A 26,167-nucleotide genomic window follows, 5' to 3' on the forward strand; every position below is an offset into this window, starting at 1 on the left:
AAGTGGCAGATTATTATGAAGAATGTTACAGTAAAATTTAAGCAGACCAAAGATACCACCATTTTCTTTACGTTTTTTCTACTTACACTTCTTTGCAGCACCACTTTTCTTTCGGCACAAAACCGTCCTAACGTTTTGATCATGCTTACGGATGATCAAGGTTATGGCGACTTAGGTTCTCATGGTAATCCCTATTTAAAAACTCCTCATATTGAAGAGATAGGGAAACAAGGGCTCGAAATGACCCATTTTTTTTCGTACCCCAACTGTTCCGCCACTAGAGCTGCAATTTTAACGGGCCGTTACCCGTACCGCACAGGAGTTACGGGTGTTACCCAAGTAGACCACTTTATGAATACTTCGGAAGAAACCCTAGCGGAAATTTTAGCTAAGAACGGCTATCGCACGGGAATATTCGGTAAATGGCATTTGGGTGATAATGCTCCTATGCGACCAACAGACCAAGGGTTTCAAGAAGCTTTGGTACATAAAGGAGGTGGCATTGGTCAAGCTGCAGGCCCCGCCGGAAACACGTATTTTGACCCCATCCTTGAACACAATAATGAATCTAAAAAATACAAAGGTTATTGTGATGATATCTTTACCGATGCTGCTCTGGATTTTATCAGCAAAAAAAGTGACCAACCGTTTTTCACGTACCTAGCTACCAACCTACCGCATTTTCCACTGGAAGTTCCAAATGAAAAAGTAGACCCGTATAGAAAAATAGGCCTGCATGAAGATAATGCGCGTACCTACGGCATGATCGATAATATTGATGCCAATGTAGGGCGTGTTTTAAAGCGATTAAAAAAATTAGGCATCGCAGATAACACACTTGTTATTTTTCTTTCGGACAATGGTCCACGACACCGTCGTACTAAAAATGATGTTTATCCGGGTAGATGGGTATCTAATTTAAGAGGTACAAAGACCAGTGTGTACGAATGTGGAATACGCGTACCTTTCTTTGTTCAATGGCCAAAAAAGATTGAAAAATCACAACAGAAAAGTACTATGGGTGCAGTCATAGACGTGTTACCGACCATACTGGACGTCTGTAAAATTGAGGCACCTCAACATATTAAATTAGATGGCAAATCTCTTCTTCCTCTATGGAAAAATGAAAAAACAGACTTTGGAGATAGGGAAATGCATTACGGCCCAACTGTCTTTAAATACATGCATTTTGCCGTTCGTACCCAGAAGTATAAATTGGTAAGCCCGCATGATGACCCGCACCATATTCTCTATCAACCTAAAGACGAAGAACTAAAAGAAGTACTGGCCAACCTTGAATTATATGATGTTGAGAACGACCCAAGCGAACGTATAAATATAGCCAAGAATCACCCTGAAATTGTAGAGAACCTTCTAGCCCGTTATGAAAACTGGTTTGACGAAGTTACCGAAGAAAGAGACTCCAAAGGAATACAACGCATCTATCTTGGTAACGCCATACAACGTTCCACAAATTTATCTCAGTTTGATTGAGGAGGTCCTAGGGTAATTTCCAAAAACGATCTAGGTCACTGGCGCGTTACAACTGAAGCCGGAATTTACAACTTTAGCTTTGACCTTCCTACTCTAGAAAAAGATGGTATAGCCCATCTAAAATATAAAGATGTGCATTTAGAACTTCCCGTAACTAAAAACCAGAAGAAAGTAGTTTTTAAAGAGGTTACCCTTCCCGAAGGAAAAGGAAATTTACACGCTTTCCTAAAAACGGAAAGACTAGCAAAAGGTCCTTTATTTGTTGATGTAGAACGTATTGACTAATATTTACAAGCTTGACTACATAGCTGTATTTATATTTTCAAACCTCATCAAGCCGCACTTAAGTACCACGTTTTAGCTTATCTATTAACAAATAAGGCTAAAATAATGCTACAACTAGATAAAATCTAAGAATTGTTTTTTCTTGTATTGCCCTTAATTTGTATGCTGCGCTGCTTTATAACTTTCACATTTTAATTATGTGAATTCTCAACAAACCAACAAAAGAGCATCGTGCGATATAAATTTTCGGATTATGAAAAAACTCAGCTTCATCCTTTGCATTTTTCTCACCTTGCTTTCCTGCAAGCAAAATACAACTGATCAACATCAATCTTCAGAGGGAACGAATACCAAGGACTACGCCGCCAATTTGGATTCAGGAAAAGGCATTATTAACAATACAAATAGTCCGCATGTAAAACTAAAAAGTATTGACATTGGCGATTGTAAATGGACAGAAGGTTTCTGGGCCGAAAAATGGAAAGTTGCCGAAGAAACCATGATTCCGCATATGGGCGAAATCCTAAAAGGAGACATAGGCCACGGTTACAATAACTTTAAAATCGCTGCTGGATTAAAAGAAGGGGAACACAAAGGATTTTGGTGGCATGATGGCGATTTCTACAAGTGGATGGAAGCCAAAATGTATATCTACGGTGTAAATAAAGATGAAAAAATTGTAGAGGAAATAGATGAAATAATAGACGTCATAGCTCAAGCTCAGCAAAATGACGGGTACCTTTCTACTCCAGCAATTATTCGCGAGGATATTGAACCTTTTACCAATAGACGATATCACGAGCTGTACAATAGTGGCCACCTACTTACTAGTGCCTGTATTCATTATCGTCTCACTGGCAAAACAAATTTTCTAGATATTGCAGTAAAACACGCTGATTACCTCTACAAACTTTTTTCACCAAAGCCGGACCACTTGAAACGATTTGGCTTTAACCAAACTCAGATTATGGGCTTGGTTGAATTGTACCGCACCACAAAAGACAAGCGATATCTAGAACTAGCGGAACAATTCATAAACATGAGAGGTACGTACAAAATTGAAGATGATGAGACTACCAAGGGCTACCCTATTGGTGATATGGTCCAGGAGCGTGTTCCTCTTCGTGAAGAAACCGAAGCCGTGGGCCATGCAGTATTGGCACTATACTATTATGCCGGTGCTGCCGATGTGTATGCCGAAACCGGAGAAAAAGAACTAATTGATGCGTTGGAAAGATTATGGGACAACGTGACCAACAAGAAAATGTACATCACAGGAGCAATTGGTCAAACTCATTACGGACGTTCTTCTCGCCTGGATAAGATTGAAGAAGGTTTTATTGATGAATATATGATGCCCAATATGACGGCCTACAATGAAACTTGTGCCAACATCTGTAATTCCATGTTCAATTACCGTATGCTTACCTTAACCGGAGATGCCAAACACGGTGATATTATGGAGCTTGTGTTGCATAATAGTGGACTCTCGGGCATCAGTCTTGAAGGAAAAGACTATTATTATTCCAACCCACTACGTAAAATTGAGGGAGCGCTTGATTATGAAAAAATGAACGTTGAGTTTCCTGAAAGACAACCCTATCTTAAATGCTTTTGTTGCCCACCGAACTTAGTACGTACCATTGCAAAATCTCCTGGATGGGCCTATAGTAAATCCGAAAACGGAATTGCCGTTAACCTATACGGTGGAAATGAATTGAATACTACATTATTGGATGGTTCAACTATAAAATTGACCCAAAAGACAGATTACCCATGGAACGGTGCGGTAAAAATAACGGTCAATGAATGTAAAGCTGACGCCTTTGAAGTTCTTCTTCGCATTCCTAGTTGGGCTAAAGGAACTAAAATTAAAGTCAATGGGACTTTGGTGGACAATGTGCAATCAGGGACTTTCGTCAAAATCGAAAGAAAATGGACGGCCGGTGACGAAATTACTGTTGATATGCCCATGGAGACCAAGTTCATAGAAGGACACCCTCGCATTGAAGAAGTCCGTAACCAAGTAGCCCTAAAAAGAGGCCCGGTTGTGTACTGTATAGAATCAGCAGATTTACCCGAAAATACAGATATCACCAATGTTTATCTTTCTTCCAATAAAAAACTAAAACCTACCTCTAGACCTGATTTTCTGGGTGGTGTTACTACTCTAGAAGGAGAGATACTTTTACGTCAGGACAAGTTGGGAGAAATGTATCAAGAAGTAAGCGAACCAGAATTCCAATCCTTTAAAACCAATTTTATACCTTACTACGCTTGGAGCAATAGAGGCCAAGGAGAAATGACGGTTTTCTTACCTGTAATCTGGAATTAGGATTTATGGTAACTGACCATAACTTAATTTAGACGATTTATGGATTCTTATAAAAAGAATGCTTTTACGTACTCCACCATTGTGGCAATGGGCGGTTTTATATTTGGATTGGACGCTGCACTTATCTCAGGTACGATTAAGTTCATCACAATTGAATTTTCATTGAACGAACTTGAGCTAGGCTCTGTTGTAGGTGCTCCCGCCATGGGGGTTCTTTTGGCACTTTTGTTCATGGGGTACGCTTGCAACACATTAGGACGAAAAACCACCTTAATGATTGCCGCTGCCTTTTATCTCATTTCCGCAATCTGTTCGTCTTTGGCACCTTCATATTGGACGCTTATTAGCGCCCGTTTCTTGGGTGGACTCGCTTTTAGCTCAATCTCTTTGGCATCCATGTACATTGGGGAAATAGCACCTCCAAAATGGCGCGGAAAATTGGTATCCATGACCCAGATAAATATTGTGTTCGGCCTCTCTGCTGCGTACTTCATTAATTACTTTATTCTTGGTCTTGCAAACTCTAATGCCAATTGGGTAGCAACCCTAGGTATCAACGAATATACTTGGAGATGGATGCTTGCTACTGAAATTATTTTTGCACTATTATGGTTCGTTCTTTTATTTTTCATTCCCAGAAGTCCTGCTTGGTTACTATATAAGGGAAGAACGCAAGAAGCGGAACAAATACTACTAAAAGTTACGGTCCAAGAAAAAATATCGGAAAAAATAGGTCAAATGAAGGCGAGTCTTGAAAAAGGCAATCAAGACCACACCATAATTACTCAATTAAAAGAAATTTTTTCTAAGCCAATGCGAATCACCATGATTATTGCCATGACTATCGCAATTGCACAACAAGCCACCGGAATTAACGCCATCGTTTTCTATGCACCTACTGTTTTTGAACAATTGGGCATTGGTACCGATGCGGCATTTGCCCAAGCTATATACATTGGCCTTACCAGTATTGTTTTTACCGTTCTGGGACTGCTTCTGGTTGATAGAATTGGTAGAAGACCCATGATTTTATGGGGTATGGCTTGGATAGTACTAAGTCTTGGGGTTTGCTTTTATGGTTTCAAAATGGCGGATTACACCATTACCGAACAAGCCATAACCGAAATGAAGGATATTCCCAACTCTGAAAATTTGTCCGCCTTGGTCGGGATTCCTTACGAGAGTGATATTGCCTTTAAAAATGCTTTAATAGAAAGTATTGGAGAAACCGAAGCCAGAAACCACTCCGGACTTTTATTACAAAAGGCCGCAAATATTAACGCAATTCTCATACTCCTGGGAATCCTAAGCTTTATTGCAGCATTTCATTTTTCGGTAGGACCGATTATGTGGGTTCTTTTTTCAGAAATTTTCCCTATTTCCCTACGAGGAATTGCCATACCATTTTTCACCTTGATCACCAGTTTTGTGAGCTATCTGGTACAGAAATTTTTTCCATGGCAATTAGCTACTATGGGCATTAGCTCAACCCTTTTATTCTATGCCATTGTGGTAAGTATTGGCTTGGTTATTCTTTATATCTATTTAAAGGAGACCAAAAATATGACTATAGAAGAAGTACAATTGGCGCTGGCCACTAGACGAAAAAAATAAATAGAAATGAAACAAGCCACTCCTTCAAATATAAACAGCCCGTATACCCAACTAAAAAGTCTGAATATTGGTAATTGCCAGTGGACTACAGGTTTTTGGGCCGATAAATTTGAACTCTGTGTCAATGCCATGGTGCCGTATATGGGAGACGTATTATGTGGAGACGTGGGTCATGCACTTAACAACTTTAAAATAGCGGCCGGAGAAAAAGAAGGCGAGCATCAAGGCATGTTTTGGCATGATGGCGATTTCTACAAATTCATGGAGGCCAAAACCTATGTGTACGCCCAAACCAAAAACAAAGAATTACTTCATGAGTTGGACGAGTACATCACCATAATTGGAAAAGCACAGGAAAGTGATGGGTACCTTCAGACTCAGATACAATTGAGAGAAGGCGTTGATCGCTATGAAAATCGCAAATACCATGAAATGTACAACACTGGACATTTGCTCATTAGCGCTTGTATTCATCACAGCATTACCGAACAACGTAATTTTCTGGATATCGCAATAAAACATGCAGATTTACTGTACACTATCTTTATGCCAGACACCAAACATTACGGTCGTTTTGGCTTTAACCAGACCCAGATAATGGGCCTCGTAGAATTGTACCGTGTTACAGGAGACAAAAAGTATTTGACCCTCGCAGAAAAATTTATAGACAACCGTGGAAAATATGACGTAAAACACCACCCGACCACTGAGGGCTATCCTATTGGCGATATGGTACAGGAACGTACACCTTTACGGGAATCCAAGGAAGCCGTGGGTCATGCCGTGCTTGCCCTATATTACTACGCCGGAGCTGCAGATGTTTATGCCGAGACAGGAGAAAAAGACCTTATTGATGCCTTAGACCGTCTTTGGGAAAACGTGACGACCAAGAAAATGTATGTAACCGGTGCCGTGGGTCAAGCCCACTATGGAGCTTCGGTAAATCGTGATATGATAGAAGAAGGCTTCATAGATGCATATATGATGCCCAACATGACCGCCTATAATGAGACCTGCGCCAATTTATGCAACGCTATGTTCAGCTACCGCATGTTAAATCTTAAAGGGGAGGCCAAATATGCAGATATTGTTGAGTTGGTACTATACAACAGTGCATTATCTGGTATTAGCGTAACGGGCAAAGAATACTTTTATGCGAACCCATTGCGGATGCTAAATAACACCAGAGATTATAACGCACACGAAAATGTGACCGAAACACCCAACAGAGAACCTTATCTGAGTTGTTTCTGCTGCCCTCCTAACCTAGTTCGTACTATTGCTACGGTTTCGGAATGGGCTTATAGTCTTTCTGAAAATGGAGTAACCGTAAATCTATACGGTGCAAATAATCTAGTGTCCCATCTACAAGATGGTTCCCCTATTAAAATTTCGCAAGAAACGGAATATCCTTGGCAAGGAAAGGTAAAGATGAATATTGAGGAGTGTAAAACAGATACTTTCACCATTAGTTTACGCATTCCAAAATGGTCAAAAACTGCACAGATTACAATCAACAATGAAAAATTAAATAACTCCATAACTCCCGGAAGCTTCGTGAAGATTGAGCGTAACTGGAAGAAAGGCGATGTGCTTATTCTTGACATGCCAATGGAAGTTGAATTTATAGAAGGCCATCCAAGAATTGAAGAAGTACGGAATCAAATTGCTATAAAACGCGGACCAATAGTTTACTGTATTGAATCTCCAGATTTACCAGAGAATACAGACATTCTGGATATTTACTTCAACGGCAACAAAAAACTGGAACCTACTTATCAAACTGAGTTTTTAGGAGGTGTTACTACCCTAGAAGGAGAAGTCCTAATCCGAAAAGATAAAGGCGAAGGTATCTACAGAACCGTTCAAAAACCTGAATGGACACCTTACAAAACGCAACTTGTACCCTATTTTGCGTGGAGTAATCGCGGGCAGGCCGAAATGACAGTATTCATGCCTGTGGTTTGGGAGGATTAAAACCCATTTCCCATATTCTGCCAAAAACAGACCAGACCGTACTAAATAGATAAAATAGTGCCATTAGCGGTTAACCCACGTAAAAGGAAACATTTGTTTTAGTGTTTTATTTGTGAGACTCAGGTTATAATCCTGAGTAACCATCTCAACCTAACTAAAACATTTATCCTTTTTAAGACTCAACTATGAAAAGAACATTAGCACTTGCTGGCGGCTTATTACTATCTATTTGCAGCTTTGCACAAGAACATGGGGTCATGAACAATTCAAAGACCCCGCACATGAACCTTAAGACCATTGATATAGATGATTGTCGGTGGACGGATGGTTTTTGGGCCGATAAACTCAAAGCGGCCCATGAGGTAATGATTCCTAATTTAGGCAGGTTAATGGACGACCCTGAAATTATTCATGCCTATGCCAATTTTAAAGTGGCTGCAGGCCTTGAGGAAGGGGAATTTAGAGGATGGTCCTTTACAGATGGAGATTTCTACAAATATGTAGAGGCACTGGCGTATGAATATGCAATGACCAAAGATGAAAAGATAAACCAACAGATGGATGAAATCATCGCGGTGATTGCAAAAGCACAACGTCCCAATGGTTACATCCACACTAAAATTCAAATCGGTCACGGTATTGCAGGTTTTCTTCATGAATCCGAACATCCATTTAAAAGTGATGAAAAACCCTATACCAACGGACCTTCTCACGAATTTTACAATTTCGGACACCTCATGACCGCTGCTTGTGTCCATTATAAAATCACTGGTAAAAAGAACTTTCTTGATATAGCTATTAAAGCGAGTGATAATATCTACGACCATTTTAAAGAACCTTCTCCAGAACTAGCTCGTATAGACTGGAACCCGCCGCATTATATGGGTCTGATAGAAATGTACCGCACCACTGGAGACAAAAAATACCTAGAGCTTACTGAGAGCTTTGTAAACATGCTAGGTACAGCACCCAAAAAACATGGAGACCATCGTGGTATGGACCATAGCCAAAGGGGTACGTCCGTTAGGGAAGAATCCAAAGCAGTGGGTCATGCCGGCCATGCCAACTATTTGTATGCCGGTGTGGCCGATTTGTACGCGGAAACCGGTGACCAAACCTTAAAAGACTACCTAGAGCGTATTTGGACGAACGTAACTACTCAAAAAATGTACTTGACCGGAGCAACCGGCCCTCACCATTTCGGAATATCCGATCATGCAATTGTTGCTGAAGCTTACGGTAAAGATTATGAGCTTCCCAATATAAAAGCCTATAACGAAACCTGTGCCAACATTGGTAATGCCATGTGGAACTGGCGTATGTTTTTAATGAACGGTGAAGGCCGTTTTGCCGATATTATGGAACTGATTTTTTACAATAGTGCCATTTCGGGTATTTCATTAGATGGCGAACATTTCTTTTACACCAACCCATTACGTTTTATTGAAGGCCACCCGCAGAATACAAAAGATGAAGGCAAACGCGGTGAATTCATGTCGGTTTTTTGTTGCCCCCCAAACATCATCCGTACCATTGCCAAAATGCATACCTACGCTTATAGCACTTCAGAAAAAGGAATTTGGGTAAACCTGTACGGAAGCAATGTACTTGATACCGATTTAGCAGATGGCACCAACATCAAACTAACTCAACAAAGCAATTATCCTTGGGACGGGAATATCAAAATCACTATTGATTCCAAAAAGAAAAAAGAATATAGTTTAATGCTGCGCATTCCTGCTTGGGCGGAGAGCGCTGCCATTACAGTGAACGGAGAAAAAGTTGACCAATCTCCAAAAGCAGGGTCATATGCAGAAGTTACCCGCAAATGGAAAAAAGGAGATGTGGTAGAGCTAGAACTACCTATGGCTCCCCTATTGATTACTGCGGACCCAAATGTTGAAGAGACTAGAAACCAAGTAGCCGTAAAACGTGGTCCTTTAGTTTACTGCTTGGAGAGCGAAGATTTAGTAGCAGGCACTAACATCAAAGACATTATAGTTCCTAGCAATATCTCGTTTCAACCTAAATATGAAGCCAACCTTTTATCAGGGATTACGGTTTTGGAAGGCGAAGCCAACCTTTTACCAAAAGAAGATTGGTCTAAACAACTATACAAGCCACTGGCAAAACCTGAACTACAAAAAACACCTATAAAGATGATACCTTATTTTGCATGGGCGAACCGTGGTGTTCATGATATGTCCGTTTGGTTGCCATTGCAATATTGATTTAAGACCAAAGGAAAATTAAGTAATTTAAAAGAAATGAATCTAACAAAATGTATCGTTTGTTTTTTCCTGCTCGGTCATGCTTTAGGTTGTAATTCTCAAAAAAGTGAATCTGGAAAAGCGCTTGCCAAAAAACCCAATATTTTATTCATTGCTATAGACGACCTCAGACCAGAACTGGGGTCCTATGGTTCTGAAATAGTCCAAAGCCCTAACTTAGACAAACTAGCCAGTGATGGTCTTCAGTTTAACCGAGCCTATTGTCAACAGGCTATTTGTGGCCCATCACGTGCTAGCGTTTTAACCGGACTTCGACCAGAGACCAGCGGTATTTTTCACAACTATTTAAAAATACGTGAGCTATATCCGGATATCGTTACTTTACCTCAGCTCTTTAAAAACAATGGCTACGAAGCTACTTATTTCGGAAAGATATTTCATCACGGTGATTTAGATGATTCTCTATCGTGGAGTCGTGTGCCCAATCCCTATCCTAAATCGGTTGTGGGTTTTGCACTTCCCAAGAACCAAAGCATTCGTGAAGCCACCCGTAAGGATATGTTTTCCAAATATGGCGATGTAGCAAAATACGGTCTGGCTATGGGTCCAGCCTACGAATCGGCAGATGTTCCCGATAATACCTATGCTGATGGTTACAATACGGATTTAGCTATTGCACATATCAAAGAAATGGCAAAGACCAATGAAAAGCCTTTCTTCTTAGGTCTCGGTTTTAACAAACCTCATTTAAATTGGGTGGCGCCAAAAAAATATTGGGATTTGTACGAGGAAGAAGATATCCCAATGGCCAGTGACAGTATCTCTCCTAGGAACAGTGCCGCAATGGGTATTCACCCGTCCTTTGAGTTACGAGTCAGATCAGGAATTCCTAAAAAAGGAAAGTTAGGCCGGGGTCTTTCAAAAACCTTAAAACAGGCATATTTGGCCTGTGTAAGCTATGTGGATGCACAAATTGGCCGCGCCATACAAGCTTTGGATGAAGCTGGAATACGGGATAACACTATTATTATTGTTTGGAGTGACCATGGGTACCATCTGGGTGATATGGGTATTTGGGGCAAGGCCACCAACTATGAAATTGCGACGAGAGTTCCACTTATGATTTGGACTCCAGATATGCCCGAAGCAAATAGAGGAGCCCAAACGGAAGCTCTGGTAGAGTTAATAGACATGTATCCTACCCTTTGCGAACTGGCCGGAATTGAAAAGCCTAGTCATGTAGAAGGAAAAAGTTTTGTACCTCTTTTAGACAATCCAACACAAGATTGGAAAACAGCCGTATTTAGTCAGTTTCCTTCTCCAGCCTTGCGGGAATGGGGTTCCTACCCCTTACGCCCTGCTATGCGCGAAACTTATTTTGGGCCGCTTATTGAAAGTATTGAAGCAAAAATTAAAGTCCAACAAAAAGAAAAATGGAATAGAGACCTCTTCGAAAACAAATTAATGGGGTATGCTATGCGAACCGACCAATATAGATTTATTGTCTGGAAAGACCGTACACTACCGCAAGCATTACCTCTTTACTTTGAGCTTTATGACCACAAGAACGACCCTGAGGAAATGGTAAATATTGCTCCAGAAAACCCTGAACTGGTGGCTCAATTATTCACTCAATTCAAAAACGAGAAAAATATACCTGAACAAACTAATGAGTAGAAAATATACTTTTTAAACTAAATTAAATTTACATCTATGTCAATTCATCTTAATCGTTTTAAACTAATCCTATATTCCACTGTTCTGTCCGTAACAACCTTCGGGCTTGCCCAAGAAACTCGTCCTAATATTCTGGTTGTTTTATGCGATGACCTCGGTTATGCCGATGTTGGTTTTAATGGCGCTACGGATATTGTCACTCCAGAAATGGATAAACTAGCTAAGAATGGAACTATTTTCTCGTCAGCGTATGTGGCGCACCCCTTCTGCGGACCAAGTCGTTCCGCATTGTTAACAGGGCGCTATCCGCACTTAACGGGAACACCTTATAATCTGTTTCATAATAGCAGCGATAGAGACGAGGATAATCTGGGCGTTCCCGTGGAAGAAACCTATATGTCCAAAGTGCTTCAAAATGCGGGATACTACACCAGTGCAATTGGAAAATGGCATTTGGGTTCCGCTCCAAAATTTCATCCTAACAAAAGGGGATTTGATAATTTCTATGGTTTTCTAGGTGGTGGCCATGACTATTTCCCTGCCAAATACAACATTACCTACAAATCACAGGTTAAATCTGGGGTAGAAAATATAAGGGATTATTTATGGCCCATGGAACATAACGGGAAGCCTGCCAATGAAACCGAATACATTACGGATGAGTTTTCTAGAGAGGCAAGTAATTCCATACGCTTGGCTACAAAAAAGAAGCAACCTTTCTTTATCTACCTAGCCTATAATGCACCGCACGTTCCGCTGCAAGCCAAGGCAGAGGATATAGCTAAGTTTTCACACATAGAAGACAAAGATCGTAGAACCTATGCGGCCATGGTATATGCCGTTGACCGTGGAATTGGTAACATTGTAAAGACCCTAAAAGAGACAGGCCAACTAGACAATACCTTAATCGTTTTTTTAAGTGATAATGGTGGGAACTTTGATCATGGTGCCAATAACTATCCGCTGAAAGGCACAAAAGGGGATACTTATGAAGGTGGTTATAGGGTACCAATGTTCTTTCATTGGCCCAAGAGAATAAAAAAAGAGCAACGTTTTGACTTTCCTGTTTCTGCAATGGACCTCTACCCTACTTTTGTAGAACTCGCTAATGCCAAACTTCCGGAAGGAAAAGAATTAAGCGGAAAAAATATTATTGAGGATGTAATTCAACAAACCGAACCTTATAAAGACGAAATGATTTTTTCTTTACGCTATCGCGAAGGCTATAATGATGTTGGAGCTAGGCTTGGCGATTGGAAAATTACAAGAATGGGCAATGAACCATGGCGACTTCACAACCTTAAAGAGGATATAGGAGAAAAGAAAAATTTGGCAGGCCGGCACCCTGAGCGACTGAAAGAAATGGTAGCAAGAACACAAGAATGGACAAACAGTTTTGTGGCTCCGTTGTGGGTCTATTCACGCAAAGACCAAGAGCTATGGAATAGCGGTGTAATGCCAAATTACGAAGGCACCTTTGAAGTGGATAAACTTGTTGAACCTCCGGTTCACAATTAATATTCACTTAATTAAACAAAAAAGAGCCGCTATATGCGGCTCTTTTATTTGATATCTATAGTGAAGTCTACTTCGCTACGTTCACTGACCTTGTTTCTCTGATAACAGTGACTTTTACTTGCCCAGGGTAGGTCATGTCTGTTTGTATTTTCTGTGAAATTTCAAAAGACAACTGTGCTGCTTTCTCATCATTCACTTTTTCGCTTTCAACGATTACCCGTAGTTCACGACCTGCTTGAATAGCATAAGCCTTCTGAACACCTCCAAAACTAAAAGCTACTTCTTCTAAGTCTTTTAAACGCTGAATGTACGAGTCCAATACTTGTCTACGTGCTCCCGGTCTTGCACCGCTAATGGCATCGCAAACCTGTACGATCGGTGAGATAAGCGTCTTCATTTCAATTTCATCATGGTGAGCACCAATAGCATTACATACATCTGGTTTCTCTCCGTATTTCTCTGCCCACTGCATACCGAGTATAGCGTGCGGAGTTTCTACTTCTGCTTCCGTGTTCGGTACTTTACCTATATCGTGCAAAAGTCCGGCACGTTTTGCCAATTTAGGGTTCAAACCAAGTTCAGCGGCCATTACACCACATAGTTTAGCCACTTCTCTGGAGTGTTGTAGCAAGTTTTGTCCGTAAGAAGAACGGTATTTCATTCTACCTACCGCACGAACCAATTCTGGGTGCAAACCGTGAATACCCAAATCAATAACGGCACGTTTACCTACTTCTACAATTTCTTGTTCAATTTGTTTTTCTGTTTTCTTAACTATCTCTTCAATACGCGCTGGGTGAATTCTACCGTCTGTTACCAACTTGTGCAACGAAAGTCTTGCCACCTCACGACGTACCGAATCAAAACAAGATAGAATAATCGCTTCCGGAGTATCATCAACAATAATTTCTACTCCTGTTGCAGATTCCAAAGCACGAATATTTCTACCTTCCCTACCAATAATCCTACCTTTAACATCATCTGATTCCAAGTTAAAAACAGATACACAGTTCTCTACCGCTTCCTCCGTTCCTATACGTTGAATGGTGTTAATAACAATTTTCTTGGCTTCCTGCTGCGCAGTTAACTTAGCCTCTTCTACGGTAGTTTGAATATAGGCCATAGCATCTGTCTTTGCCGTTTCCTTTAACGACTCCATCAGCTGCCCTTTTGCATCATCTGCGGAAAGTCCCGAGATTACCTCTAACTGCTGTACTTGGTTCTTATGAAGCTTTTCTAGTTCATTTTGCTTCTTTTCAAGGAATGCCTCCTTATGGGAAACTTCCTTTAACTTACCGTCTAGCTGAGAGTTGAGTTTTTTACTTTTGGCCAATTCATTACTAACCTGAGACTCTTTATCCCGAGTCCGCTTTTCGGCCTCGCCAATCTTCTTGTCTTTATTAATAATTACTTTCTCATGCTCTGCTTTCAACTCTAAAAACTTCTCTTTAGCTTGAAAAATCTTATCCTTCTTAATGTTTTCGCCTTCGGTCTTGGCGGCACTGATTATTGAATTTGCCTCGGTTTTGGCATTGGAAAGCATTTTTGAAGCTTTCCCCTTTTCCATAAATTTTGCGATGGCAAATCCAATCGCAAGGCCGACGATACCGGCTATTATAAGTGTTGCACTATCCATATATCTAACAATTTAGGTTTGAACAAGCCTGAGCACTTAGCAGTTACATTGTGATACATGTACCGACCACCGTTGCTCAAACAAATCCATAAAAAAAGCCCACATCAGCGAAGTTTTGAACAAACTCCAATAAACAGGTTTAGGGCTACAAGACTGATCAAGAATCCCTATACGAGTAGGGCCCGCTTTTACAATCTAAACTCACCCTTTTTAAACAAAATAAATGTTGAGTTTGTCAAAAGGTAATACCAATGTGGGCAGTAACTTATGTATTTTAAAGAACGTATTTTATTTTAAACCTAGCTTTGATGTCACCAACTGATCCAACGCTTTTAAACGTTCGGTTGCATTTTCGGTTCCTTCGGATTGATCAATACCACGCTGCTCGATTTTAGAGGCAAATTGTAAGGCACACATGGCCAAAACATCTTGCTTATCTCGCACAGCATAACTTTGTTCAAACTTTTTCGCCAATTGTTCAATGTTCTTCGCCGCCTTTCGCAAGCCTTCTTCCTGGCTTGGATCAATGGTCAAAGGGTACACCCTATCAGCTATAGAAAGCTTTATTTTTAGCTTTTCCGACATTTTATTTTTTAAACATTATTCTGAAAGTTGTGCTATACAATAGTCCAATTCCCTGATCAATGTATTTATTTTAAGCTTAGCTTCGGTTTTATTCGTATTACTGCCAAGCATTGAGTTTGCGAGCTTCAACGAGTTGTATTTTTCCTCCCACATAGAGACAGAATCCAACACTTTGTCTTTGTCCTCCTTTAGATGATTAAGCTCCTCTTGCAATTTAGCATTGGATTGGTGTAGCACCTCCAACTTATGCAAAAGCTTGCTTATTTTATTCTCTAACGAGTCTACGACTTTGACTAATTCACTCATAAATCAAACGCAATGCATTTTACACAAAGTTAACATACCTGCCCCTACTTAGCAATACTTTTTTCAATTATTCTTCAAGTAATACTTTAAGCCTTTAAATAGCGTTGGTTACATAAGAAGTATCATTTTTGACGCTATATATTTTCTAGAATTCAAACCGTTTGGCTAATTTCGTATCTGTGCCCCTTAGAATTATGAAAAAACTTTTTGCCTTTCTTTTGCTGTTTACTACTGTTGTTGGTGTTTCCCAAGAAAAATACCCCCAAGATGCATTCCGGTCTCCAGTAGATATTCCCATGGTCCTTGCCGGGACATTCGGGGAATTACGTTCCAACCATTTTCACTCTGGTATTGACATAAAAACCCAACAACGGGAAGGATTGCCCATTTATGCTATTGCAGACGGAAGTGTTACCCGTATAAAAGTTTCTCATTGGGGCTATGGAAAAGTACTATACATTGCCCACCCAAATGGCTACACCTCTGTTTACGGACACCTTCAAAAATTTAGTCCTAAAATTCAAGAGTTTATTAAAAAATTACAGTACAAGAAAAGATCTTACGAAGTAGAAGACTTCCCTGATTATGCCGAAATAAAGGTGGAAAAAGGAGAAATAATAGCCTACGGAGGAAATACTGGCGGTTCTTCTGGTCCTCACCTTCATTTTGAAATTAGAAGCAGTATTTCTGAAAAACCTACGAACCCATTGTTGTACGGTTTTGACGTCCGGGATGCTACAAACCCTACGCTACAAAAGCTGTACGGTTTTCCTCTTTCTGAAGATGCACAAATCAATCAAAGTAAAAACACCACGCCCCTTAATTTTAAGAGGCAAAAAGATGGAACGTTCTTAGCGGATCCCGTTAATGCCGTTGGTACAATAGGATTTGGCTTTGTTGGTTTTGACCGTCAAGACCTTGCCGCTAACCACAATGGCGTGTATTCCGTACAGCAATTGGTAAACGGAAAAGTGTATACGGATTATGACTTAGAATCATTTTCTTTTGGAGAAACTAGATATATCAATACTCTAATTGATTATTACCATTACGGAAAATACCGTCAACGCATTCAATTGCTTTACAAATCCCCCGGAAATAAGTTAAGCATTTACAACACGGTTGAAAACGAAGGTAAGATCGATATTCGCGAAGGATTAAGCTATAAGGTTGAATTATTGATCAAGGATTATGCAGGCAACGTAACCAAAGCTATCATCCCTGTAGAAGGAAAAAAAGAACTTATAAAGGTCGATAAGGACGAAAAGAAAACCGAAAACTATGTAATTGCCAAAAAACCTAACAATTATGATCTAGGGGCGGCAAAAGTGTATTTCCCCGCTCATACTTTTTATGACAATTTCTATATTGATTTGAAAAAAGATGATGATACGGTCCGCATTCATAATTCTACCGTGGCGGCGCACCGCAACTTCACCATTACTTTTGATGTTTCAAAATATAGCGAGGCGGAAAGAAAACAAATGTTCATTGCAAGGCTAGACAGCAGGTTAAGACCTTCACATGCCTCAACTTACAAACGCGGGAACACATTTACAACACGCACCAGGAACTTGGGCACCTATACTTTGGCGAAAGACACTGTAGCCCCCAGGATAAAGGCTAAAAACTTTAAAGAAAAACAGTGGCTGAACAACTACCACTATCTAAGCATACGAATTACTGATGACCTAAGTGGTATAGACACGTATTCCGCAACCTTGAACGGCAAATGGATATTGATGGAATACGAGCCAAAAACCGCTACGCTAACTTATAATTTTGACGATGTTATTCTTGACCAGAAAGAATGCAAACTTGAAGTTACCGTGACTGACAATGTGGGCAATACCAATACTTTGACACATACTTTTTACAGAAAATGACACCTTTTTGAAGTGCTCTAGACTTATCCTTGTTTTTGCGCTATTCGGTTTTACACTTGCCACAAGTGCACAAACCGCTACGCTTACGGGTATAGTTCTAAACAAAGCCAATGAACCTTTAAGAGAGGTACATATTACCACTAACTCCTCCGGCACTTTTTCCGATGAAAATGGATTTTACTCAGTGCAAGTAATAGCAGATAAACCCATTACGATAACATTTTCTCATTTAGGACATAAAAATGCCATATTAGAAGACTTAATTTTATCCACCAACGAAGTTTTTGAATTCAACCCTATATTGAGCGTTGATGCCATACAAATTGATGGTGTAACCATTACTCCTACGGGAAAGAAAATGGTTTCCGGTATTACCTCGCTAAGCCCAGAAATTGTACGAAATATACCAGGAGCTAATGCTGGAGTGGAAAATATCCTAAAACTGTTACCCGGTGTTTCTTCAAGCAATGAACTAAGCACCCAATATAATGTGCGCGGCGGCAACTATGATGAAAATCTGGTATATGTAAATGAGATTGAAGTCTATCGTCCTTTTTTGATTCGCTCAGCTCAGCAGGAAGGAATGAGTTTTGTGAATAGTGATATGGTTCAAAATGTTCGTTTTTCTTCTGGTGGATTCCAAGCAAAATATGGCGATAAACTTTCATCCGTTTTAGACATCACTTATAAGAAACCCTCAGAAACCGGCGCTCAATTAGACTTAAGTTTTCTAGGAGCGAGTGCCACTGTAGAAACGGTTTCCAAAAACAAAAAACTCAGTACAATTAGTGGCATTCGGTATAGAAATAATGGCCTACTAGTAAATAGCCAAGAGACCAACTCCAATTTCAACCCTACTTTTGCAGATGCACAAACCTTTACTACCTATCGGTTTTCCAACAAATTCCATCTAGACTTTCTGGGAACGGTCTCCATTAACGATTACAAGAACGAACCTTTAGACCGGCAGACCAATTTTGGTACTATTAACGACCCAAAATCACTCAAAATATATTATCAAGGGGAAGAAAACAATCGCTATAACACGGTTTTAGGAGCGTTAAAAGGGAATTATTTCTTAAACGAAAATACCACACTAAAGCTTATTGCTTCACTCTACCACACTACAGAAGAAGAATATTCAGATGTAATTGCACAATATGCATTAGGTGATATTAATAATGATCTTAATAGTCCTTCTTTTGGGAGTGCTACCAATCTACGTGGCATCGGCACACAATTCAACCGCGCTAGAAACGAGCTGGATGCGCTAATTTTCAACATTACCCATAAAGGAAACCATACCATTGAAAACAAAGTGCTTGAATGGGGAATAAAATATACTCACGAAGACATTCGCGATCAATTGCGTGAATCTGAATTTATTGATTCCGTTGGTTTTTTTGTTCGCCCACCTTTGCCCGAGTTCAATACCAATGAACCAGAAGAACCTTCCAACTCACCACTTGTTGCTTATGATGGTGTTAACGCTATAAATTTTGTCAAGACCGATCGCTTTTCAGGTTTTGTGCAATTTAGCAATAGACTCTCCTTGGCCTCTCATGATTTCCACTATAATATTGGAGTTCGAGCGCAACACTGGACAATTTCAGGAGAAGACATTAAAACCTTATCACAATTTGTTATTAGTCCACGCGGGCAGATGTCTTTAAAACCCAATTGGAAAAGGGATATGGTTTTCCGGCTTTCTGGTGGACTTTATTACCAGCCTCCTTTTTATCGTGAACTGCGGGATGCGACCGGAACCATCAATCCAGATGTAAAAGCCCAAGAATCCATTCACCTAGTATTGGGCAATGAGTATTCTTTTCACCTTTGGGACCGTCCTTTTACACTTATGAGCGAGGTATACTATAAGAAATTGAACCACGTAAATACGTATACGCTAGAAGATGTGCGCATACGATATGTTGCCAATAATGATGCTAAAGCCTACGCTTACGGAGCAGATTTAAGATTAAACGGAGCTTTTGTTCCCGGCACTGAATCCTGGGTAAGCATAGGAGTATTAAAGACAGAAGAAAATAGCAATGGCCGCGGCTATATTGCCAGACCTTCTGACCAACGGTTAAAATTGGGTGTATTATTTCAAGATTATATTCCTGAATTCCCCAATTTCAAAATGTACCTTAACCTAGTTTATAACACGGGTGTTCCCGGTGGTTCCCCAAATTATGCAGACCCTTATCAGTATAATACAAGATTACGTGATTATAAACGTGCAGATTTAGGAATTTCCCATATTTTTGTTGGCGGAAACAGAACCTATCAAAAAAACCATTGGTTGCACAGGTTTAAAGAACTGAGCGCAGGATTTGAGATATTTAATTTGTTCAACAATCAAAATTCAATTACCAATACATGGGTCAGGGACGTGGATAGCAAACAACAATTTGCAGTCCCTAATTTCATGACAAGTCGCGTGTTCAACCTAAGATTAAGCATGCGCTTTTAAGACATACTAATGAAGAAGATTTTTTTTGCCGCACTACTTTTGACCAGCATTTTTGCCAATGCCCAAAAGAACATTTATGAAAGCGACAAGTTTGACGCCCTTAGTGACAGCCACCAAGTATTGGCCATTATTCCTTTTTTAGCCAATCTTGAACTAAAGGACGATATTTCTCATGAGGAGCTTAATGCACTTGAACAAAAAGAAGGTTATGCCGTTCAGAATGCGCTTGAAACCTATTTTTCTAAGCGAAAGAAGAAAAAGAAATTCAATGTAGACTTTCAAGATGTAAAAAACACAAATGCAATTTTGAAACAAAACAACATTGATTATAATAACATTGATGTGTACACCACTAAACAGCTCAGTGAAATTTTAGGTGTAGATGGCATCATAAGTGGCAACATGGACTTGAACGTTCTCCTTTCAAAAGGTATACCAACGGAATTTAGTTTTATGGATTATTTTTCTGGCGATGCCAATTATGGTCGTATAGGCGTTAAAATTAGTGATGGCACAAGTGGAAAACTTCTTTGGAAGTATGAGAAGAAAATCAATAAAAAGTCAGGTAAAAATACTACTGACCTCATTGATAGAATGATGAAATTAGCGGCTAGAAAATTTCCATACGACCGAGAAAAACGAAAAGACCGAAAACAGAAGTAAATTAGGGGCTTAAGTAAAAACTCTTAATTATATAGTAAATAATAAAACTCCCTTTCATAAAGGGAGTTTTATTTTTCCACAAATTCCTTGAGAGCCTGAACGGTATAGTCCAACTCTTCTTTGGTATTATATTTTGAGAACGAAAACCGAACCGAAGGTTTTTCAAGATCTTCGTCCGATAAGATTTCAGTAAGTACGTGTGAACCCAAATCACTTCCAGACTGGCATGCACTCCCTTTAGAACAGGCTATTCCTTTAATATCTAAATGAAACAAAAGCATCAGAGCTTTCTGTGGGTTAATGGGCAAACAAACATTCACCAAGGTAAACGTACTTTTATCCAAATCGCCAGAATGCCCATTAAATTTAGCATTCGGAATCTCTTCTTTCATCTTACCTATAAAATAAGATTTCAACTCACGAACATAAGCCGTTTCAGATTCTAGATTATCATACGCCTCTATGAAAGCTGTTTCCAACCCAACAATATTATGGAAAGATTCGGTTCCAGCACGATTACCTCGCTCTTGTGAGCCTCCTGAAATAAAAGGTTTCAGTCCTGAATTTTTCTTTACGTACGCAAAACCAATTCCCTTAGGACCATGAAATTTATGCGCGGCAGCCGTCAAAAAGTCGGCAGGAACCTCTTTTACATCCCAAGGATAATGGCCTATTGATTGCACCGTATCCGAATGAAAAAGTGCTCCGCTTGCATGACATAGTTCACATACTGCAGAAATATCTATCTTATTACCAATTTCATTATTAACATGCATTAAACTCACCAACTTTTTAGAATCGTCCTTTGTTAATAGCTCTTCTAAATGCGAAAGTTTTGGATTCCCAAAAGGATCCAAATCAACATATATAACCTGGGTTCCTTTTTCATTGGCCAAATCTTCAACTGTATGAAGAACGGCATGATGCTCTATTTTTGATGTTATAATCGTTTCTACGCCCAAGTCACGAACGGCACAACGTAAGATCATGTTATCCGCTTCGGTACCTCCCGAAGTAAAAACAATTTCTGAAGGGTGGGCGTTCATGTATTTGGCAATTGTCTTACGGGCACTCTCTACTGCTGTCTTTGCAGATCGTCCAAAACTATGCGTAGAAGATGGGTTGCCATAAAAATTAGCTAATGCATCTTGCATCTTCACAATGACATTTTCGCGTACCTGCGTAGTGGCCGCATTATCTAAATAAACCTTTTTCATTACCAAAAAATTCAATTAAGAGCCTCCAAAATTAGCTGAATTAAAGTTAATTTCTCCCTAATTCAGAATAAACTTGTCCTTTATTTCCTTTAAATTTGGCACATGAAGAAAACGCTACTTTTAGGTATTTTAATCCTTTTATCTGCCTGTGATGACGGCGACCTACAAATTGAACGTGTAGATTTTGACACGGTAAGCCTTGCCTCCTGTGGCTTTGAGGACGACCCGCTTGACACCACTTTTTTCTTTAAAATAGATGGGGATGAAGCTTTTTTATTAGAGTTGGAAGAAGGGTTGTTGATAGACGAAACTTCTACCGAAGGCACACTTACCAGCTCTTTGGGCGGCTCTTCTAGTTTGGTCTATAGACTTTTTTCTGATGATGTTTCTTCAGATTATTTCTGTTCCACCATACCTGTATTGGAACCAACGGTTATAAACGAGAATACGGCTGAAGCCGGAGATATTGCGGTAAACACAAAAGTAACCGCGGTTTCCAAAGATGTAAAAACCTATTCACATACCATATTAATTAGCGGTTTGGTTTTGACCAATGAACAAAATGAAAGCATTATAGATTCATCTACCTTAACCTATGGTACCTTTAAAACATCTACACCAACAAGTATAAATCTTGAAGTTCCATTTACGGACTACGAGGCTATTACCAATTTTTCCGAATGTACAAGTGCTATTGTTGAAGGTAGCATTAGGTTATACAAAACAATAAACGACGAATATGTTTCCTTAGATATTCCTTTGTCGGCTTTGGCAAATGAAGTTACGGAGGTAGATACCCCACGAACGGCAACCTTAGAAAACGGTGAGTTTAATTATACTGTACTTGATACTGTTGTCACCGATGAGATGATTTGTACAACCGCTGCACTCTCCGAAGAGATTATAAGCCATAACTTTATCTCTTCCGGCGGGGCTATTAATGTAGAAACGGTAGCAAGCGAACCTGATGGTGCCGGAGCAGTTACCTACACTCATACCATTTCTATTAACACCGTAGTACTTGTTTTAAAAGGCAATGGTGATGATATTACGGATGAAACACTTGCCGCTCTGGACAATTTTGTTCTAGGTACATATACCACCGTGGGCAACTAACCGTTCTGGTAAATATAAATCTCGGTAGCCCCTAAACCATATTTTTGGTAATCCGCATCATAGTATTTGATATTGTCGTAGCGCCTAAAAAGATAATACAGTTCTTCTTTAAGCACACCTTCTCCTACTCCGTGGATAAACACTACTTTTTGGATGCGTTTACGTATAGCAAACTCCAATTGACCGCGCGCCGTATCCAATTGTAAATTAAGCATTTCATGATTACTCATACCCTTACTGGACTTGGTGAGTTGGTGTATATGTAAGTCCACTTCCATTTTGGGCGCATTCCGTTCCTTGGGTTTTATAATCTGGGTTCTTCTTTTCTTTGGAAGTTCTTTTTCAGCCTTGATTTGGTTTATTTCGTAATTACTAACCCTAATATCGCCCGTATCTATCCTAACCAATTCATTCGACTCAAAATCTAGGGCAAATCCATCGTTCGTTTCAATGGTTACCACACTTCCTAAAATCTTAATTACCTTACCAGAGATAACATCATCTATGGTCTCTACCTTGTCCCCTATTTGAAAAACGGCCATAATTTGTTTTGTATCCACAAAAATAATGGTAATTTTCGTGAAAGAATTGCTAAACCGTAAAAATGCAATTAGCCGCCATTCTACTAGTACTTGAAGATTATATGCTGCCTTGCCTGAACAAAAAGCTTTTTGGTATTGATTGTCCTGGCTGTGGTCTTCAACGCTCTATCGTTCTTTTCTTCAAAGGGGATTTAAGTGCTGCTTTTGATATGTACCCGGCCATTTTTACGTTAATTCCGCTTGTTTTGTTTGCTATTACAAGTCAATTTATTCGATTTCGATTTGATACCACTATAAAAATCACCCTTGGTATACTCAGCGGTTCTATTATAGTAGTTAACTATATTTTAAAAATGACTCACCTAACCCACTAAAAAAATGGAACAACACAAATTGCCCAATGCTACGCTCATTCTTGTATTTGGAATACTCTCAATAGTTACATGCTGTTGCTATGGTATTCTTGGTCTAATATTTGGAATCGTGGCCTTAGTCTTAGCAAAAAAAGCAACTGCTATATATTTAGAAAACCCAGAAAACTATACAGATTACGGCAATGTAAAAACAGGTAAAATTCTAGCTATTATTGGTATTGTGTTAAGTGCCATCTATCTATTAATGACTATTGGTATGATAGCTTTCCTAGGCTTTGATGAAATGCAAGACCCAGAGTTAATGCGAGAAAAAATGGAAGAATTGTTAGGATAAGACTATGCAACAACCCTTACCGGGCGCCAGTAACGCGCTCACTTTTGGAATTCTTTCTATAGTCTTGACCCTTATTTGCTGCGGTCCTTTTGGCGCTATTTTTAGTTTCATTGGTCTATCTAATGCAAAAACAGCTCAGCAGGCATTTGACCAGAGCAATGGTGAATATTCAGGCATTGAAAATGTTAAGACCGGAAAAATATTATCGTACGTAGGTCTGGCATTGGCAGCCGTATATTTACTTATTGCCATTCTTTACTTTGGCGTCATTGCCGCAATCATTGCAACGGCAGCCTCTGGTAACATATAATAAAAACTGAACCGCATAAAAAAAGCCTGAAACTTAGTTTCAGGCTTTTCTTGTCTATTTTATTTCGAACTATTTTTCGAACTGCTTTAAAGTTGTGGTAATAATATTGACACAATCTAATAGTTGTTCCTCGTTCATTACCAAAGGTGGTGCAAAACGAATGATATTACCATGCGTAGGTTTTGCCAAAAGTCCGTTTTCTTTTAAAGCCATACAAATATCCCAAGCGGTTGAACTGTCTTCCGTATCATTAATTAAAATAGCATTCAAAAGACCTTTACCTCTTACCCCGTTTACGATGTTGCAAGTATCAATAAATTTATTCAGTTCTACCCTGAACAATGTTCCCAAAGTTTCGGCATTTTGGGCTAATTCTTCATTTTTAACTACTTCAAGAGCTGCCATTGCAACCGCAGCGGCAATTGGGTTACCCCCAAAAGTACTACCGTGGTTACCTGGTCTAATAACCTCCATAACATCATCATTTGCCAAAACTGCAGACACTGGATATGCACCTCCGGAAAGGGCCTTTCCTAAGATAAGGACGTCCGGTTTAACGTTTTCATGATCTACAGCCAACATTTTTCCTGTTCTAGCGATTCCCGTTTGAACTTCATCTGCAATAAAGAGCACATTATGCTTTTCACATAATGCTTTAGCCTCACGTAAATACCCTTCAGAAGGAACATAAACGCCTGCTTCCCCTTGAATGGGTTCCACCAAAAATCCTGCAACATTCTTGTTTAGCTCTAATGTTTGCGCCAGGGCTTCTAAATTGTCGTATTCAATTTTAAGGAATCCTGATGTGTACGGTCCAAAATTTTGACGCGCTACGGGGTCGTTCGAAAATGAAATAATGGTAGTAGTTCGTCCGTGAAAGTTATTTTCACAAACAATAATCTGTGCTTCATTTTCAGAAATCCCTTTTTTCTCATACGCCCATTTACGACATAGCTTCAAAGCAGTTTCTACTGCTTCCGCACCCGTGTTCATGGGTAAAAGCTTATCAAACTGAAATGTTTCGGTAGCGTACTTCTCGTACTTTCCGAGCATATCGTTATAAAAGGCCCTTGATGTAAGCGTTAAGGTCTGCGCCTGATTGGTCATGGCCTCAACAATTTTAGGGTGACAATGCCCTTGATTTACCGCGGAATAGGCCGAAAGAAAATCATAATATTTTTTTCCTTCAACATCCCAAACATACACACCTTCTCCTTTACTTAAAACAACAGGTAATGGGTGGTAGTTGTGTGCTCCGTACTTGTCCTCTAATGCAATAGCATCCTTAGAACTGATTTTTTCTAAAACTGACATGATAAAATTACTTTTTAATAAAACTTCAGTAATTCCTTCTGTACCTTTTTCCTTTCGAAGATTCGAAAATTCAGCGTGGGAGAGAAATCATCCTTGTAGAGCTGCAAATCTAATGAATATTTTTCATCTCATACAACGCCTAACAATTTCTTTAATTAAACGGAACTTTAAACAAAACAGCATGCCCAAAAAAAATATAAACAGATTATAAAACATTGCGTCTAGTCTCTCACAATGAGAATACATTTTAAATAAGTTCAACAATAGCAAGCAATAG

Annotated in this window: 21 protein-coding genes and 1 other RNA gene; 15 read left to right on the top strand and 7 right to left on the bottom strand. The window is 39.6% G+C overall.

Annotated elements, in window-relative coordinates; genetic code table 11:
* The first annotated feature begins 15 nt into the window (after nt 1-15).
* The 8 genes from P0077_RS01715 to P0077_RS01750 all read left to right on the top strand — a co-directional run bounded on the left by P0077_RS01715 (nt 16) and on the right by P0077_RS01750 (nt 13,131).
* Complete coding sequence (locus tag P0077_RS01715; protein WP_276167458.1) at nt 16-1,494, top strand: arylsulfatase; 1,479 nt, start codon at nt 16-18, stop codon at nt 1,492-1,494.
* 132 nt (nt 1,495-1,626) lie between these two features.
* Entirely contained in the window at nt 1,627-1,779 is a 153-nt protein-coding gene (locus tag P0077_RS01720) for a hypothetical protein (protein ID WP_276167459.1), read from the top strand.
* A 253-nt stretch (nt 1,780-2,032) separates the two neighbouring features.
* Nucleotides 2,033-4,114 (top strand): glycoside hydrolase family 127 protein, encoded by a 2,082-nt coding sequence (locus P0077_RS01725; protein ID WP_276167460.1) that lies wholly within the window; start codon nt 2,033-2,035, stop codon nt 4,112-4,114.
* A gap of 39 nt (nt 4,115-4,153) precedes the next feature.
* The gene (locus P0077_RS01730; RefSeq protein ID WP_276167461.1) at nt 4,154-5,728 is read left to right on the top strand and encodes an MFS transporter; all 1,575 of its coding nucleotides are present in this window, start codon (nt 4,154-4,156) and stop codon (nt 5,726-5,728) included.
* Between the two features lie 6 nt (nt 5,729-5,734).
* Complete coding sequence (locus P0077_RS01735) at nt 5,735-7,705, top strand: glycoside hydrolase family 127 protein (protein WP_276167462.1); 1,971 nt, start codon at nt 5,735-5,737, stop codon at nt 7,703-7,705.
* A gap of 185 nt (nt 7,706-7,890) precedes the next feature.
* On the top strand, nt 7,891-9,936 hold the full coding sequence (locus P0077_RS01740) for a glycoside hydrolase family 127 protein (RefSeq protein ID WP_276167463.1): 2,046 nt from the start codon (nt 7,891-7,893) through the stop codon (nt 9,934-9,936).
* 36 nt (nt 9,937-9,972) lie between these two features.
* Nucleotides 9,973-11,613 (top strand): sulfatase, encoded by a 1,641-nt coding sequence (locus tag P0077_RS01745; protein ID WP_276167464.1) that lies wholly within the window; start codon nt 9,973-9,975, stop codon nt 11,611-11,613.
* Nucleotides 11,614-11,649: 36 nt separating this feature from the next.
* Complete coding sequence (locus tag P0077_RS01750; RefSeq protein ID WP_276167465.1) at nt 11,650-13,131, top strand: sulfatase family protein; 1,482 nt, start codon at nt 11,650-11,652, stop codon at nt 13,129-13,131.
* 67 nt (nt 13,132-13,198) lie between these two features.
* Here the strand turns inward: P0077_RS01750 and rny are convergent, their stop codons facing one another.
* The 4 genes from rny to P0077_RS01770 form a co-directional block, all read right to left on the bottom strand.
* Nucleotides 13,199-14,767, bottom strand: a complete 1,569-nt coding sequence (gene rny / locus P0077_RS01755; protein WP_276167466.1) for a ribonuclease Y — start codon at nt 14,765-14,767, stop codon at nt 13,199-13,201.
* Nucleotides 14,768-14,888: 121 nt separating this feature from the next.
* Nucleotides 14,889-14,999, bottom strand: a non-coding RNA gene (gene ssrS, locus P0077_RS01760) — 6S RNA.
* A gap of 56 nt (nt 15,000-15,055) precedes the next feature.
* Nucleotides 15,056-15,352, bottom strand: coding sequence for a cell division protein ZapA (locus P0077_RS01765; protein WP_194527991.1), 297 nt, complete (start codon nt 15,350-15,352; stop codon nt 15,056-15,058).
* A 15-nt stretch (nt 15,353-15,367) separates the two neighbouring features.
* Complete coding sequence (locus tag P0077_RS01770; protein WP_276167467.1) at nt 15,368-15,658, bottom strand: hypothetical protein; 291 nt, start codon at nt 15,656-15,658, stop codon at nt 15,368-15,370.
* A 194-nt stretch (nt 15,659-15,852) separates the two neighbouring features.
* Here P0077_RS01770 and P0077_RS01775 point away from each other — a divergent pair, with 194 nt between their 5' ends.
* From P0077_RS01775 to P0077_RS01785, 3 genes are read left to right on the top strand one after another with little or no spacing between them, the layout of a single operon-like run.
* Nucleotides 15,853-17,544, top strand: a complete 1,692-nt coding sequence (locus P0077_RS01775; protein WP_276167468.1) for a M23 family metallopeptidase — start codon at nt 15,853-15,855, stop codon at nt 17,542-17,544.
* A 7-nt stretch (nt 17,545-17,551) separates the two neighbouring features.
* Nucleotides 17,552-20,020: a TonB-dependent receptor gene (locus P0077_RS01780; protein ID WP_276167469.1), complete on the top strand. Its 2,469-nt coding sequence runs from the start codon at nt 17,552-17,554 to the stop codon at nt 20,018-20,020.
* 9 nt (nt 20,021-20,029) lie between these two features.
* Nucleotides 20,030-20,683 (top strand): hypothetical protein, encoded by a 654-nt coding sequence (locus P0077_RS01785; RefSeq protein WP_276167470.1) that lies wholly within the window; start codon nt 20,030-20,032, stop codon nt 20,681-20,683.
* Nucleotides 20,684-20,751: 68 nt separating this feature from the next.
* On the opposite strand, the gene P0077_RS01790 is transcribed toward P0077_RS01785, so the two are convergent.
* Nucleotides 20,752-21,900, bottom strand: coding sequence for a cysteine desulfurase family protein (locus P0077_RS01790; RefSeq protein WP_276167471.1), 1,149 nt, complete (start codon nt 21,898-21,900; stop codon nt 20,752-20,754).
* 102 nt (nt 21,901-22,002) lie between these two features.
* Between P0077_RS01790 and P0077_RS01795 the strand changes: the two genes are divergently transcribed.
* Nucleotides 22,003-23,016: a hypothetical protein gene (locus tag P0077_RS01795; RefSeq protein ID WP_276167472.1), complete on the top strand. Its 1,014-nt coding sequence runs from the start codon at nt 22,003-22,005 to the stop codon at nt 23,014-23,016.
* Here the strand turns inward: P0077_RS01795 and P0077_RS01800 are convergent.
* A complete protein-coding gene (locus tag P0077_RS01800; RefSeq protein ID WP_276169160.1) occupies nt 23,013-23,558 on the bottom strand; it encodes a DUF8465 domain-containing protein in 546 nt (181 codons plus the stop codon). The two genes, P0077_RS01795 and P0077_RS01800, sit on opposite strands and share 4 nt — an antisense overlap.
* Nucleotides 23,559-23,620: 62 nt before the next feature.
* On the opposite strand from P0077_RS01800, the gene P0077_RS01805 reads away from it, so the two are divergent.
* From P0077_RS01805 to P0077_RS01815, 3 genes are read left to right on the top strand one after another with little or no spacing between them, the layout of a single operon-like run.
* The gene (locus tag P0077_RS01805; protein ID WP_276167473.1) at nt 23,621-23,932 is read left to right on the top strand and encodes a DUF2752 domain-containing protein; all 312 of its coding nucleotides are present in this window, start codon (nt 23,621-23,623) and stop codon (nt 23,930-23,932) included.
* A gap of 4 nt (nt 23,933-23,936) precedes the next feature.
* Nucleotides 23,937-24,266 (top strand): CCC motif membrane protein, encoded by a 330-nt coding sequence (locus P0077_RS01810; protein ID WP_276167474.1) that lies wholly within the window; start codon nt 23,937-23,939, stop codon nt 24,264-24,266.
* Nucleotides 24,267-24,270: 4 nt separating this feature from the next.
* Entirely contained in the window at nt 24,271-24,576 is a 306-nt protein-coding gene (locus tag P0077_RS01815) for a CCC motif membrane protein (RefSeq protein ID WP_276167475.1), read from the top strand.
* Between the two features lie 69 nt (nt 24,577-24,645).
* On the opposite strand, the gene rocD is transcribed toward P0077_RS01815, so the two are convergent.
* Nucleotides 24,646-25,890: an ornithine--oxo-acid transaminase gene (gene rocD, locus P0077_RS01820; RefSeq protein ID WP_276167476.1), complete on the bottom strand. Its 1,245-nt coding sequence runs from the start codon at nt 25,888-25,890 to the stop codon at nt 24,646-24,648.
* Between the last annotated feature and the right edge of the window lie 277 nt (nt 25,891-26,167).

Origin of the sequence: Zobellia alginiliquefaciens (assembly GCF_029323795.1) — a bacterium.
GTDB lineage: Bacteria > Bacteroidota > Bacteroidia > Flavobacteriales > Flavobacteriaceae > Zobellia > Zobellia alginiliquefaciens.